Below are 13,104 nucleotides of genomic sequence, written 5' to 3'. Positions count from 1 at the left end.
GTTCCGCTTGGAATAATCTTGCCGCCTTGCCTGACACCATTCGATCCATCGGTCTTAGAAAGTGGGCTCACACAGGTCAGTGCCCATAACCGTTGGTATAAACAATGCACCGACCGGACAATATGCCAGACGGGCATCGTTTCTCTATGAATTCGTCACCGGACAAACGCTCCTGCCGCCAGTCGACCTCGGCGGCAACTACGTTTCCGCCCTGGATGCATCTTTTCAGGTAACAGCTTCTCCGGACAAGATGAGCAACGTCAGCAGATGGCGCGTCCGTGACAACATGCCTGGGAACCGCTCTTTTTGTCCCTTTATCCCGCTTTCCAGTCAACTCAAGACGGCTGCGGAGATGGACGTATCTGCCGGTTACGGTGAACTGGTGCAGGAATTCGGCGAGAGCATGCTTGCCCGGGCCGCAGTGTGGCTGACAAATCGTGAAAGCAAGGCAAGTTTCACCATTGAAGGCGAGGAGCACCAACTTGACCGGATCCAGCGCTTCAGCCACGTACTCGCCACGAGGACAGGGCATGGGGCAGTCCCCCTGACAGATACTGACCTTGCCGACTTGCAACGCAACATCCTCGGTGACGTCACAATAACCGAGCATTTTGGCTTGCGGCTGTCACCGGTATTCGTTGGAGAATACACGATGAGGTACGAGAATGTTGTTCATTACCTCGCGCCTCCCGCACAAGACGTAGCGGATATGCTTGGAGGATTAAAAATTTTCCTCGACAGGACGGAAGGACAGTCTCCTGTCATGCGTAGCGCCGTGGCAGCCTTCGGGTTCGTCTACATCCATCCTCTTTCTGACGGGAACGGCCGTGTACACCGGTTCCTGATAAACGACGTTCTCAGGCGGGACGGCGCCATCCCCGACCAGATCATCCTTCCCATCTCAGCTACCATCATTGGAGACCCGACGAGCAGGCGAAACTACGACCAGATTCTGGACAGGGTTTCAAAACCCCTAATGCGACAGATCACGGATCATGTCTCTTTCGATCGTGACATGAAGACCTATCCTGATGGGATAAAATCCAATCTCGACTTCTCGAATCCTGACCTGGCGAAACCGGCCTGGCGCTATATCAATTTCGCCCCCCACGTTATCTATCTCAGCACAGCACTAGAGATGACCATCAAGCACCACATGAAAGAGGAAGCCATATATCTCCGGTCGCACCATAACGCCCGGCAGGCACTCAAGGAACTTGTTGAAATGCCGGATATGGATGCCGACCGCATCATCAGGTCATTACGGGATACTCATTTCATACCAAGCGGCAAGATTCAAAAAGAATATCCCATGATCGAAAAATTCAGGCTTTGGAACGCCATCTCTGAGGCGCTGAGGCGTTCATTCTCTGAATGATTGCGCGTGGACCGACCGTGATAAGTAGAAAGTTGTCCGTCACCAGATATGGGATCTGAAAAAGGATTGTCAGAGCGGAAAAGGCAGGCTGCCCTCGTGAGAGCACAACTTTGTAGTCATCGCCTATGGATTTTCACTGAGAACTGAATTCTTCCACAAGGTGCATAACGCAAGGGCTTAGGATCGCAATCCGCAACCTGGATTGTATAAAAGGCATCTTTCGTCCGGATTTATCGACGTAACGCCCTGAACTGGATCATGGTCCGGTCAAACAGGAACAGCCGCAGTCGGCACCCTACGGCGTAGCGAAGAAGCGCTGCCTTCGTATATTGCCGCGTTCCTGAGCTAGGAGATCGCCGCGCCGCCCGGTCCGGCGGCGCGTTCCCCTTTTAGTGGGCGGCCTTCTTTCTACCCCGGCGGCGTCCTTGCGGCCTGTCAGGCAATGCAGGCTCTGTCGTGCCCTCATCACCAGATTTGGTGGCAGTGGACGTTATATCCCGCCCCAGCCCAATCTCTCTTGCAAGTTCCGATCGGCGTGCTGTGTAATTGGGAGCGACCATAGGATAATGAGACGGAAGTCCCCATTTCCGCCGATATTCTTCAGGCGTCATGCCATAGGATGCCTGCAGATGCCGTTTGAGCATTTTCAGCTTTTTCCCATCTTCAAGGCATATGATATAATCCGGAAATACGGACCGCTTGATGGGAACGGCAGGTATCTGTTCTTTTACGTTCGAAGCAGTCGGGACGGACAATGAATTGTAAACAGCCCTAATCAGCCTGATAAGTTCATCCGGCGATATTTTATTTTCCGATACATAAGCAGTTATGATTTCCACGGTCAGCGCCAGCTGTCTTTGTTGTTCTTCGGGCATTGTCCATCACCTTAACAGACGAAAAAACTGTGGCCCCGTATATAACACCGCTATCGGAAATAGTCCTCGACGTTTTCGAGGATTTGGCAGATTGCAGAACAGGTATGCTCTTGAGCAGATATCCAATAGGATCCTGTGCCTGCTCATCTGTATTTTATCTGACCGTCAACACTTCTTGCTTTCTACAGCAATCCTGTTACCCGTTTCCCGCCCAGCATCAAGACGCCATATCTGCGATACGAAATCATCTGGAGCTGGTGTCAGCAGAACACTCAGACACAGCTTCCTCCTCGGCCCGGGAAGGTCTTAAGGCGTGAACATGCCCGGAAGCTTCAGTCGCGCCAATAATGCGCAGCAGACTTTCAGGGATCGGTTCACGCACAACATCATTGAACCGGGCACGCAATTCGTTTTTCAACCAACAGTCGAACGGATCAGGATCTCCCCGGAAAGACACATCGTCCATCATTGACCTGCTATCTGCTGCTCCCCGCCTACCTAACGATACCCAGCCGACTTCGTTGCGCAAATGACCAAAGCGTGCGTCAGATCTGAGATGTTGTCGCGGTATGGCGCACTGTCGGCAGGATCCAAATTCGGGTGAGAACAGCAGAAAGCCGGACGCTCTAGCTGGCGGCGCCTGGCGACGCATATGGCACATGGGAACGCCTGCCCAGCACCTGAGCAGCCCGTTGGCTCCGAAGCGTCTGTTCCGCACCCGTCATGACCGCTGGTGCGTTCCTGATCATGACCTGCAGCCTGGCGTCGATCTCGGCCAGACGCGCCTTATGCAAGCGCTCGGCCAGACGCGCCTGGGTCTCCAGAATAATCTCCCTGCCATATGGGCGACCTGACTTCATCAGTGTCTCCTGCGTGCGCCCAAGCGCGATCAGTTCCCGGATCCTCGCATCCCGGGCCTTGCGGGTTCGGGCAACCAGATCCGTGCCCAATGATTTATATGGTTTATGCGCCATTTTCTTTGCCACGTGATTCCACAGATCGTCACTGGTGATGGGCGTCGTATCCCCGAGCGCCCTCTGGTTCCGGACCGCCTCAAACGTCGCGCCATCGGAGATCATGGTCCATGTGGTTCCACGCGCCCGGCTTTCCGCGACGTATGAGGTAAATCCCGTCGCCAGTTCGACGCCTCGCGGCAGGGCGTTGACGTGCTCATCTGAAGTAAGCCCCTGTGCCGCATCAATCGTCATGGCATGTCCGAACCCCAGCAGTACCCGACCTGTCTTCACATCACGAAACCGCCGCCATTCGACATCGGCAACAAGCCCGTCCTTCGTGCGGACGCGAAGCCCCGCATCGCCATGAGCCAGAACCTCCACCACATCACCGTTATTTCCGACTGTGGCGCCCTTTCCGTCCACGCTGCCCCATGTCCGACGATACAGCCGAAGCCGGTCGCCCGTAGCAATCGCGAGATCATAGGTTTCGCCACGCTGATCAATAGCCTGCACGGTGATTTCATGCGTCGAGATCTCGCCGCGCTCCTGCAGAATCCTGCGGACTGCGCGACTCAGATCGGCAGCGTCCTGATTGGTCAGCGCCGACATGCTGATCGTCTTGGTCCGGCCTCGCCGCAGGCCGGCACCCTCGGCTATCAGGGCATCGCGACGCGTGACATACAGCCGGGCAATATCCTGCAGGACTTCCTCATGATCGCCACCGACCAGACGGATCGTTCCATCCGCCCGTTTCATATCGATCGCATCCCGGACTTCCTTCAGATGGAACCTGTTACGGACGTCGTCATCATTTTCCTCGTCCGTATGCGCATTTGCCGCAGCCCCCCTGAACTCGTGGGCTTCCAGATCGCTCTCTTCCGGCTCTGCGCCACGAAACAGATCAGCAATCTGGCGATTTCTTGCAGATACCTGCCGGACACTGGACAGAAGCTCAGGCATATCTTCCGGATCCAGGACCCGGCGCAGCATCTCGATGGAGTCTCCTGCCTCGATATTCTGCGCCTGCTCGTGGTCACCCAGCGCCTTGACCGTGCAACCAGTATCACGCTGCAACTGTAACAGGCGAAGCATCTGGCGCGGGCCGACCTGACCGACCTCGTCAATCACCAGCACCGTATTCTGGTCCACATCAACGTCACCCCGCTCCAGCCGCGCCAGAAAAGGCAGCATAGCGCTTGTGTCAAAGATGCCGGCCTCACGTAATGCGTCCGCCTGGCGCCAGGCATTGGCAATCCCGATAACCCTGCGACCATTCGTGTCATAACGCGTATCATGTTTCCACGCATCAACCAGCGGAGACAGCAGCGCCGTCTTTCCGGAGCCCGCGACACCGGTGAGCATGGAGAGCGCGCCGCCCCGGCCAAGAGCGTAGATAGCGGCCTTCTGGGTCTTTCCATGATCGCTTGCAAAGTCGAGGGATGATCGTCCGATCGCTTCCGTGATCTGGCGGTCCGACAGCGCCCAGCTTCGGTCTCCTGACGCACGAGCTGCCTGAATCGCGAGATCCTCCTCGATGGCGATCTGAGCGGAATTCGTCACCCTCAACCTGTCGCCGCGCATCTCCTGAATCAGCGAGACCCGTTCCCCGCCGAGTTCGAGACCACACTGTTCAATAAGGGCCACGACATGATCAATGTCCTTCACCCCACCCTCGATGCTGGTGCCGATCAGGCCCCGGGCCGCATACGTTCTGAGCTTGTCGTGATCGATCACGGCGGCTGTTGCAAACTCCCTCGCGAGATGGCGCGCAGCGAAACGGTAGGCAATATCGTATCGTTGTTCCCTGGTGCCCACGGGCGCTACTGGCGTGCCAAGCAGGCTTTTTTCCTCCCAGCCAAGACGCCTGGCCTGTTCTCGCCATATTTCATGGTCGCTCGTGCCTTTGTCCTTGTCGAGCCGGGCTGCCAGGCCGGCCATGGACAGGATGCGGCGCTTGCGTTCGATCGGCATATGCGCCCAGTCCGCTCCTTCCGCCGCGGCGTACTCCTTGGCCGCCCTGATGACGTTGCGTCGTCCCTTGCTGAAGAAATCCGATATATCCTGCGGTACGGCCGAGATGACCGTCGCCTGTTCATTCGCATCGTATTGCTGGGCGATGCCGATCCGGCGCAGTTCATCAGCGAGTTGTGCCTGGAAATATGCTCCAAATTCGTGAATGCGCGATCGCAGCCGCTTCGTGTCGAGTGAACCCACATGCCCCTCTTCCGTGACCACGACATTGAACAGGGCGTTATGGATATGGGCATGGGGATCGCCGCCTGCTGGCGTATCGATAAGATAGGTCTGGCCTGTCCCCGCGTCACGCGCCTCGACTGTCGGGCGCGCGGTATCATGCCGGAATGACACCCAGGCGACCTCGCCCGGGTCGGCACCATCTTCGCCCCCATGACCGCGCCGTGCGAAGCCGATTTCCCGCGCGACATAGAGCATTGTCGCGTCGTTTGCCCGATCAATGGCGTGCCAGATGGCTGCCCTCTCGGCCTCGGTCGGCGCGAACTCGGCCGCAAGGGTAACTGATTTGTGTGGCGCCAAAGTCAGATCATAGGCACTGATCTTGCGGGCGTTCCTTGACCAGTCCTCGCCATTATCGGCCCTCTTTGCTTCAAACAGGCGATTGAGTTGCGCGTTCTTCGGTGGTGTCTTCGGATCAATGCCAAGAGCCGCCGCGATCTTGGGCTGCATGTCCGGTCGCCACGAGGCCCGCCCGTCGCGACCGGTGTAATAGCTGGTCAGTCGGCCACCATCCGCGTCAGGCACTTTTCCGGGCTGGGCACGGAAGTCGTGCTCTGGATCTGGCAGTTCCTGCGTGAAATAGGCAGTGATCAGGCGACCGCTGCTCTCAGCCGAGATTTTCCGGAACGTCATCATCAGGCATCGGCTCCATCCTCATCGTCGGGCCGGGCGGAGCGGGGCGTCCCCCCCTCCTGAATGTCGAACAACCTGCCGGTTGTAAGATCAATACGTCTGAGCATCGGGTTCTGGGCTGCGATCAAGGTTACCAATCGGCCGAGAATCTCATCAAGCGTGGGCCCGTCGGAATCTTCCGGCGAGAGGAGTTCAATGATCAGTGACAATTTGTCCTCAATCGCCCGCAGCCGTTCCCACAGGTCGTCGCCCCGGATTGGGAATGTGCCTTGCCTCCCGGTTGTCTCGCTCATCTTCATCGCATCCCACGTCAGAACATGGGAAAGTGTGACGTAGCATCACGCGACTTTACTGATTTTCTTCTGCCCGAGGCATCTTTCATTGCCCGCGCCTGCGCAAAAGGTGACTTTTGCGCAGGCCGGAACAGCAAATCAACATGTGCTCCCGGGTTACGACCTGCACCTGCCGCATCCAGACGGATCCCGCACTTGTCGACGCTACCAAGGTGACACCACGGGTTTGTCTGACGAACTGATTCCCCGCGACGTTCACGCGGTAATGGCTCCGTCCGAACGTCGTGTTTAGGCAGTAGTCATAAGATGTCACTTGCTACATCGACAACCCAATGCTTCCCCTGCCAAAAAGATGGGGAAGCCATGCCCAACTTGGTCAACGATGATCACCATGTCTTATTACGTGAACAGAGCCTGTTGTCCGGATAAGATTCAGATTCTCGGCAGTCGGCGTGCTATTCTTCCAGCTCCACCAAAACCGCCGGGTTAATCTCCAGAGCACGGGCGAGACGAAGAGTTGCCAGAAACGTGGGATTGGACTTGTAAACGGGGTCGGCATCCCACCAGGCGTATAGGAAAGCATCATCCTGCTCGTCTGAATTCCGCGAGCATCGCTCTCATCGTCAGACGCATATTCCGTTTGGTAGGGCGACATTTTTTCGCTATAAAGTGACCAGTTTAATGGTTCGGAGCCCGAAATGCAGACCGTCAACCTAGTGGAAGCCAAAGCCCATCTCAGTCGTCTGGTTGATCTGGCGAAGGAAGGAGAGTCCGTTCGTATTCTTCGTCGCGGCAAGGTCGTCGCACAACTCGTCAAGGCGGAGCCAGTACGTAAACCCATTGCAGTGAGTGCTCTTCGTTCACTTACCAGCATTATGACGCCGCAAAGGGAACCTGCTGCAGAAACTGTTCGCGCGATGCGTGATGAGGCAAGGTATTGAGTCTTTATCTCGATACATCGGTTCTTGTGGCGGCTCTGACCAATGAGGAAGAGACAACCCGGATGCAGGACTGGCTTGGCGCCCAGGCACCTGAAGATCTTTCCATCAGTGACTGGGTTGTCACCGAGTTTTCTTCAGCCCTGTCGATCAAGCTTCGCATGGGCCAGATTACCGTCACAGATCGAGCAAACAGCCTGGCCATGTTCACCCGTCTTCGCACAGAAAGCTTTGGTGTCATGCCTGTGACCAGTCAGAACTTCCGGACGGCGGCAAGATTTTCCGATCAGTATGCTCTGGGTCTGCGTGCCGGAGACGCCCTCCATCTGGCAGTTTGTGCGGATCATGGCGCGACATTATGTACCCTGGATCGTCGTCTTGCCGAAGCGGGGCCCCAGGTCGGTCTGGCGACTACGCTCCTATGATCGATCCTTGATTGAGGACCATTGGAAAATATCGCGAATTTACGATTGCGGTTCCAGGACGCATTACGATCGCATGCAGTCACACATTTGCTTTATCCCCGGACTGACACGCAGGCTGCATCGATTACGGGTCAGCGCCCTGACATGATACAGGTAGGTCATATTGGACTGAGGACACCGCTTAGTGGGACCGGACGTAACGGCCGAAGCCGTTCATCAGATAGCCCACCATCCTGCCCTCAAAATGAAATCCTCAGGATGATCTCTGCAGGAGATGCTCCAATTGAGCGATCAGGGCAGGCAAAGCCTCTTCTACCGTACGCCAAACAATCCCATAATTGATCTCGAAATAGCCGTGCGCGATCCGGTTCCGCATTCCGCGCATTTGCCTCCACGGAATATGCGGATAACGCGCTACGTCATCCGGGTAGGCAGCCATAACTTTGGTCGTCGCTTCCCCAAGGATAAGCAGGCTCATGACAACGGCCTGCTGGGTCCTGCGATCCTTCAGAAAATCTTCGACCGCCATGCCTTGCACGAAGGAGCGGGCGTCGGTCGCTGCCTCGTGCATATGTCCCAGATAGTCAGTCAAACGAAAATGACGACTCACAAGGCACGCGCTTCAGACAGAACCTCATCCCGGAAGGCTAAGGGCAGATCTTCGGGCGTCCGGAGATCAACTGCTAGTCCCAGAAGATCTTCGAGATCGCTTTGCAGTCCGCCCAGGTCAAAAAGGGTGATTCCCTCGGGCGCATCAACCAGCAGGTCCAGATCACTTCCATCCCGATCCAGGCCATGCACAACGGAGCCAAAGACCCGGGGATTATCGAGTTTCCATTGCCGGGCCAGTCCAATGATGGAGTGACGATGCAGGGCAACGGCTTCAGACGGACGCATGAACACCTCTCCCTTTCCACAAAGCGGTTTATTCTATCAGATCGCTATACTCACCCCAAGGGCGCAAAGATTACTTTATATCTTTTTTTCGGCCTCAGATCGTCGCTACGGAACGTCCCGCACCAACGGTGCAATGGTGTATGAAGAGCCTCTATCAGGCCGGGTCCGACCCGGTTCCAAAGGTGGTACCGGTCCCACCCCGGGCAGGTGCCAAGACGTCGTTGAAATGGGTCCAGTGGGGGTTCATAAAGGGTTCGTACCGGGACCAAAAATGCGCCACCCGACGTCCACGCAGCGATTACCTCACACCGGTACAGCCACTGACACGGCCTGCAGGAGAAACGACGTGACGGAAATGGACTCACAGACAGGCGGAAACCGTTTCATCCGACGCGTGGCCGGAGAAAAAATTCGTGGTCGGCAAGGACAGAAAGTCTCGCCACTTTACCGCTGGATGATGGAGAATTTCGAGGACATCTCGGAAGCGCGTCAGACAATCCGCGCTTGGGATATCTTCATCGAGATCGCACACGAGGATGGGATAACCGGAACGGTCGAGAACAAGGAAATCACCCGCAAGACGGCCGCCAAGACATGGGCTCGAGTCCGGCGTGCCCATGCCGGGCGATCCCACGATATCGTCCGAAAAAACCAGAAGCAGCTCCTGCCCAGTCGACAGTCTAAAGACTGGAAACCCGATATCATTGACGGGAAACACGGAAGCCTATCTCTTGCCGAAGCAGCCGTGCCGGCAGAAATTGCTTCCCTCCAAAAAAAGCCATCCCAGGTCGCATCATTACCAACGACCATTCCCGAGGCGTCAGTAGCAGACCTGGACGAGGAAGAAATCCGTCGCCGGGGTCGCGCACGGGCCGAAGAGATCATTCGGGATCTGGAAAACCGGCGACGGTTGCAGGAACCCGGCTTTCATCAGGAATGAAACATGACGGCACGCGAACCGAAGACCGCAGCGAAAGAGACCGTAAAGGCGCAACCGACCCTCATGATGGCAATCGGACGCCAGAGGGTTGGAAAAACGACATTCCTCAAGGTCCTCACGGAACTGACCCAGCAGCAGGGAGGCCACCCGGAAATCTGGAATACGGATTCACTCAACAAGTCCAATACTATCGCCTCTCTGGGTGATTACGTCCTGGAACCTGCGACCATAACGGCCAAGGGACAGGCGGCCTGGCTGGAACAGAGGATCGAGCAGCTGGTGGAAACCCAGAACGACGCGATTCTTGACATCGGTGGCGGCTGGACGGCGGTTCATGAACTGGTAAAGGCCTCCCCGCTCGTTGCACAGCTTGAGGAACTCGGGATCAATCTTGTCACGGTTTTCATGATCGGCTCGGAACATGCCGATATCGACTATCTTGAAGACCTGCAGGCAAACCGGGGCTTTATTCCCAAGAACACCGTCATTGTCATTAACGAGGCCCTGCTTAGCGGGCGCGTCGATGCTTCAGAGGAAATCCGGCATATCCTCCAATATCCCGCAATCGAGGGCGCACTTGGCCGCGGGGCTGTCTACGGGGTGTTTCCTGCGCTTGACGGGATAAAGCGTGTCTCGGACCGAGGGCAGTCTTTCATGGACTTTGCGGCGAACAGGCCGGTCCACGGCTTTCCGACAAGTTCGTTTTTCGACCGGTGTCGCGTCAGCCGGTGGCTGAGGCGCGACGTGCCGAAGTTTCTTGCAGCACTTGGCCCCGATTATCTGCCGTGGATGCCCGCAGGCCTGCCAGAAGTTATGGGGGTTGGTGTGTGATGACAGCGCCGAACGAAATCGAAGACGCGGATCGTGCGTTTGCCGAGCACGTCGATAACCTGCGGCGGGTTGCCAATCAGTGGATTTCCCGCCCGATCGCACCCGAAGCGGAAGTGATCTCCGCGCTGATTGTCACGCTGGACCAGATTGGCATGCTGGCCATAGAGGCACGACGCGCGTCGATCCGTTCCGTCACGGAAGCCAGGCTGATCGCAGAGCAGCAGCGCAGGGCACTCGCCGACGATACCGTGGTCATCCGCGAGCAGTTGCGCGACGGGATTGAAGCCGTGCACACGCTGCGCACCATCAACGAAAAACTGGTCGAGAAGAAACTCCTCACGATCACGGCGGATATGACGAAAGGATTAAGGGGCGCCATCGAGAGCCAGGCCACGGCCATGACCAGACGGTACAACCTAGAGACGGCCTTTCGCATCCTGGGCTACAGCTCCATCGTCCTGATAGCGGGATTTGCGCTCGGACGGATGCCGTGAGCGTGTCCACAACGGGCACGCTCACGGCCGGAACCGAAACGCCGTACGAAGTACTGACACAGGTCGCATGATGCTGGCCGATCCTGTCCGCCTCGCAACAGGAGGCCAAGGTGATCCGGCTCCCCTTTCCATGCCGCCGCACGGCGCAAGCGACCGTGGTCCTTGTGACGTGCGGCTTCGTCATGCCCCCCATCGGGCACGCACAGACAGTAAACGTGCCCGGCGGCCTCCCGACACATGTCAACGCAACCTATCAGGAACCGGGGCTCGGTGGCTGGACCCCGGACACGACGGGGACAGCCCAGGCCACCAGCGGAAGCGGCGCCGTCACCGAGACAACGACAGCAGGCACGTCCGACAGCGATGCGCTCGAGTGTCAATCGGCACTCAAAAATAACCCCTGATCGGCATGCAATATTAACCCCCTGTTGAAGGCCCGGCCTGTCTCCTGAAGCCGTAGGCGTAAGGAGACAGGCCGGGGCAGGTATGGATCTGGAGAGAGGTTCAGTTACGGTTCCTGAACCGCCAGCTTTCGTTCCCTGTCTCGATGATGTCGCAGTGATGGGTCAGACGGTCGAGCAGTGCCGTGGTCATCTTGGCGTCGGCGAATACACTGGCCCATTCACCGAAGGACAGGTTCGTGGTGACAATGACCGAGGTCTGTTCATAAAGGCGGCTGATCATATGGAACAGCAACTGTCCGCCAGACTGGGCAAAGGGCAGGTATCCCAGTTCGTCGAGGATGTAAATGCTGTTTCAAAATTCCCCACATGTGCTGTCGGAAAATTCCCCAGCACGGATATGGTGATCAGCCATTGAGGTGATCGATAGCTCCATGCTTTGGGGGCCTACCGCGGCGCTTTGGCGCTGCCGGTGGCATCAGATTGGCGTGGGCCCGTGTATGCTCGGGGATCAGATCGGCATGCTGGCGCAGGCGATAGCTGGCACCTTCGATGTGGACGACGACAGCATGGTGAAGTAGCCGGTCGAGCAGCGCGGTGGCGACGACCGGGTCGCCGAAGACCTCGCCCCACTCGGCAAAACCGCGATTGGAGGTCAGGATCATCGCTCCCTTTTCGTAGCGGGCATTGACCAGCTGGAAGAAGAGGTTGGCACCACCTGGCGTGATTGGCAGGTAGCCAATTTCATCGACGATCAGCAGCGAAGCCCGCGTGTAGAAGCGAATTTTCTCGGCCAGACGCCCCTCGCGTTCGGCTCTGGTGAGCGCCTCGAGCAGTTCTGCCAGAGAGCAGCGATAGACGCTGCGTCCGGCCCTGACGGCGGCCACGCCGATGGCTGTGGCCAGATGGGATTTTCCGGTGCCTGGCGGGCCCAGAAAATGCAACACCTCGGCCCGATTGATGAACTCGAGCTGGGCCAGCGCGGTGATGCGATGCCTGTCGAGTGAAGGCTGGAACGAGAAGTCGAAGCTCTCGATAGTTTTGATCGGCATGAGGCGGGCGGTGCGCAGTGCTACGCTGATGCGCCGTCCCTCGCGCAGGTTCAGTTCTTCGGCCAGCAGATCGTCGATGGCCTCGATGGCGCTGATCTCGCCCTTTTCCAGCCTGCCCAGCGTGTGATCAAGCGTTTCGAGGGCGCGTGCCATATGGAGAGCCAGCAGGCTTTGTCGGATGCGTTCGGTGACAGACATCATGCGGTCCCTTTGGCATTGATGTTGGCCAGGCGTTCACCCACCGCGCCGTAGAAAGCCAGAGGACGCTGGAGGATCGGCACCGCCGGTGTCGTCGGCAACATCTCGGCGTGTTGAACCGGTGGGGCCTTGCGGTGGCCTGGCTCGATCCGCTTACGGTTTTTGCCTTCCAGCACGGGATGCCGGGCGATGAGTTTCCCTTCCTCGAAGATCAGGACTTCATGTGTATGGTGCTGGATCTCGACCACGCGACGGCGGGCAGTGTCAGGCACACTGTAATAATTGCCGGCCACCGCCACCATCCCCTCGCGGCTGATCCGCCGCTCGACGCTCAGGACAGCATCGTAGCGCAGGGCAGGCAATGGATGCAGATGGGGCTGCTCCTGTGCAAAATGCTCCTGCACGATCCGCCCGGTGGTGGCATGTGCCCGCGCGTTGGCGATATCCGCGCGCCAGACGTCGAACTGGGCGTTGAGGTCATCGAGATCATGGAAACTGCGGCCAAGGAAGAAGTCCTGACGGATGTAGCGGAAGGGTCGC

15 protein-coding genes and 1 pseudogene are annotated in these 13,104 nt (G+C 57.5%); 7 read left to right on the top strand and 9 right to left on the bottom strand.

The window, feature by feature from the left end:
• Positions 1-79: 79 nt before the first annotated feature.
• On the top strand, positions 80-1,378 hold the full coding sequence (locus CFR80_RS14495) for a Fic family protein (RefSeq protein ID WP_258367830.1): 1,299 nt from the start codon (positions 80-82) through the stop codon (positions 1,376-1,378).
• 389 nt (positions 1,379-1,767) lie between these two features.
• On the opposite strand, the gene CFR80_RS14490 is transcribed toward CFR80_RS14495, so the two are convergent.
• The 4 genes from CFR80_RS14490 to CFR80_RS14475 all read right to left on the bottom strand — a co-directional run bounded on the left by CFR80_RS14490 (position 1,768) and on the right by CFR80_RS14475 (position 6,394).
• Positions 1,768-2,253 (bottom strand): MucR family transcriptional regulator, encoded by a 486-nt coding sequence (locus tag CFR80_RS14490; protein ID WP_010517031.1) that lies wholly within the window; start codon positions 2,251-2,253, stop codon positions 1,768-1,770.
• Positions 2,254-2,497: 244 nt separating this feature from the next.
• Complete coding sequence (locus CFR80_RS19465) at positions 2,498-2,722, bottom strand: hypothetical protein (RefSeq protein ID WP_157132996.1); 225 nt, start codon at positions 2,720-2,722, stop codon at positions 2,498-2,500.
• Positions 2,723-2,879: 157 nt separating this feature from the next.
• The gene (mobF, locus tag CFR80_RS14480) at positions 2,880-6,098 is read right to left on the bottom strand and encodes a MobF family relaxase (RefSeq protein ID WP_110507583.1); all 3,219 of its coding nucleotides are present in this window, start codon (positions 6,096-6,098) and stop codon (positions 2,880-2,882) included.
• Complete coding sequence (locus tag CFR80_RS14475; protein ID WP_102325851.1) at positions 6,098-6,394, bottom strand: hypothetical protein; 297 nt, start codon at positions 6,392-6,394, stop codon at positions 6,098-6,100. The genes mobF and CFR80_RS14475 overlap by 1 nt, the downstream gene beginning before the upstream one ends.
• A gap of 692 nt (positions 6,395-7,086) precedes the next feature.
• Between CFR80_RS14475 and CFR80_RS14470 the strand changes: the two genes are divergently transcribed.
• Positions 7,087-7,329 (top strand): type II toxin-antitoxin system Phd/YefM family antitoxin, encoded by a 243-nt coding sequence (locus CFR80_RS14470; RefSeq protein ID WP_010518306.1) that lies wholly within the window; start codon positions 7,087-7,089, stop codon positions 7,327-7,329.
• Entirely contained in the window at positions 7,326-7,751 is a 426-nt protein-coding gene (locus tag CFR80_RS14465) for a type II toxin-antitoxin system VapC family toxin (protein WP_019091967.1), read from the top strand. The genes CFR80_RS14470 and CFR80_RS14465 overlap by 4 nt, the downstream gene beginning before the upstream one ends.
• Positions 7,752-8,004: 253 nt before the next feature.
• On the opposite strand, the gene CFR80_RS14460 is transcribed toward CFR80_RS14465, so the two are convergent.
• Positions 8,005-8,343 (bottom strand): HepT-like ribonuclease domain-containing protein, encoded by a 339-nt coding sequence (locus CFR80_RS14460; protein ID WP_026018796.1) that lies wholly within the window; start codon positions 8,341-8,343, stop codon positions 8,005-8,007.
• 14 nt (positions 8,344-8,357) lie between these two features.
• On the bottom strand, positions 8,358-8,648 hold the full coding sequence (locus CFR80_RS14455; RefSeq protein WP_010518281.1) for a nucleotidyltransferase family protein: 291 nt from the start codon (positions 8,646-8,648) through the stop codon (positions 8,358-8,360).
• Between the two features lie 355 nt (positions 8,649-9,003).
• Between CFR80_RS14455 and CFR80_RS14450 the strand changes: the two genes are divergently transcribed.
• The 4 genes from CFR80_RS14450 (at position 9,004) to CFR80_RS14435 (ending at position 11,317) form a co-directional block, all read left to right on the top strand.
• Complete coding sequence (locus CFR80_RS14450; RefSeq protein WP_010518283.1) at positions 9,004-9,588, top strand: hypothetical protein; 585 nt, start codon at positions 9,004-9,006, stop codon at positions 9,586-9,588.
• 3 nt (positions 9,589-9,591) lie between these two features.
• Positions 9,592-10,419 (top strand): FAD-binding oxidoreductase, encoded by an 828-nt coding sequence (locus CFR80_RS14445; RefSeq protein WP_010518286.1) that lies wholly within the window; start codon positions 9,592-9,594, stop codon positions 10,417-10,419.
• Positions 10,419-10,913 (top strand): hypothetical protein, encoded by a 495-nt coding sequence (locus CFR80_RS14440; RefSeq protein ID WP_019086855.1) that lies wholly within the window; start codon positions 10,419-10,421, stop codon positions 10,911-10,913. Before CFR80_RS14445 ends, CFR80_RS14440 begins: the two co-directional genes overlap by 1 nt.
• 110 nt (positions 10,914-11,023) lie before the next feature.
• Positions 11,024-11,317 (top strand): hypothetical protein, encoded by a 294-nt coding sequence (locus CFR80_RS14435; protein WP_258367829.1) that lies wholly within the window; start codon positions 11,024-11,026, stop codon positions 11,315-11,317.
• A 100-nt stretch (positions 11,318-11,417) separates the two neighbouring features.
• Here the strand turns inward: CFR80_RS14435 and CFR80_RS14430 are convergent.
• From CFR80_RS14430 to CFR80_RS14415, 3 genes and pseudogenes are all read right to left on the bottom strand, one after another.
• A pseudogene (locus CFR80_RS14430) lies at positions 11,418-11,657 on the bottom strand (ATP-binding protein); the annotation flags it as partial.
• 64 nt (positions 11,658-11,721) lie between these two features.
• On the bottom strand, positions 11,722-12,567 hold the full coding sequence (gene istB, locus CFR80_RS14420; protein ID WP_007396167.1) for an IS21-like element helper ATPase IstB: 846 nt from the start codon (positions 12,565-12,567) through the stop codon (positions 11,722-11,724).
• Positions 12,564-13,104: Mu transposase domain-containing protein (locus CFR80_RS14415; RefSeq protein WP_408884434.1), on the bottom strand; the 541-nt coding region annotated here is incomplete at its 5' end. The genes CFR80_RS14415 and istB, both read right to left, overlap by 4 nt.

Origin of the sequence: Komagataeibacter oboediens (genome assembly GCF_003207815.1) — a bacterium.
GTDB lineage: Bacteria > Pseudomonadota > Alphaproteobacteria > Acetobacterales > Acetobacteraceae > Komagataeibacter > Komagataeibacter oboediens.
This window is presented reverse-complemented; position numbering and strand designations above follow the sequence as displayed.

Coding starts and splice junctions, on each gene's coding strand:
- istB (WP_007396167.1), bottom strand. CDS start 12,567: ATGATGTCTGTCACCGAACGCATCCGACAAAGCCTGCTGGCTCTCCAT.
- CFR80_RS14475 (WP_102325851.1), bottom strand. CDS start 6,394: ATGAAGATGAGCGAGACAACCGGGAGGCAAGGCACATTCCCAATCCGG.
- CFR80_RS14455 (WP_010518281.1), bottom strand. CDS start 8,648: ATGCGTCCGTCTGAAGCCGTTGCCCTGCATCGTCACTCCATCATTGGA.
- CFR80_RS14490 (WP_010517031.1), bottom strand. CDS start 2,253: ATGCCCGAAGAACAACAAAGACAGCTGGCGCTGACCGTGGAAATCATA.
- CFR80_RS14440 (WP_019086855.1), top strand. CDS start 10,419: ATGACAGCGCCGAACGAAATCGAAGACGCGGATCGTGCGTTTGCCGAG.
- CFR80_RS19465 (WP_157132996.1), bottom strand. CDS start 2,722: ATGATGGACGATGTGTCTTTCCGGGGAGATCCTGATCCGTTCGACTGT.
- mobF (WP_110507583.1), bottom strand. CDS start 6,098: ATGATGACGTTCCGGAAAATCTCGGCTGAGAGCAGCGGTCGCCTGATC.
- CFR80_RS14445 (WP_010518286.1), top strand. CDS start 9,592: ATGACGGCACGCGAACCGAAGACCGCAGCGAAAGAGACCGTAAAGGCG.
- CFR80_RS14470 (WP_010518306.1), top strand. CDS start 7,087: ATGCAGACCGTCAACCTAGTGGAAGCCAAAGCCCATCTCAGTCGTCTG.
- CFR80_RS14450 (WP_010518283.1), top strand. CDS start 9,004: ATGGACTCACAGACAGGCGGAAACCGTTTCATCCGACGCGTGGCCGGA.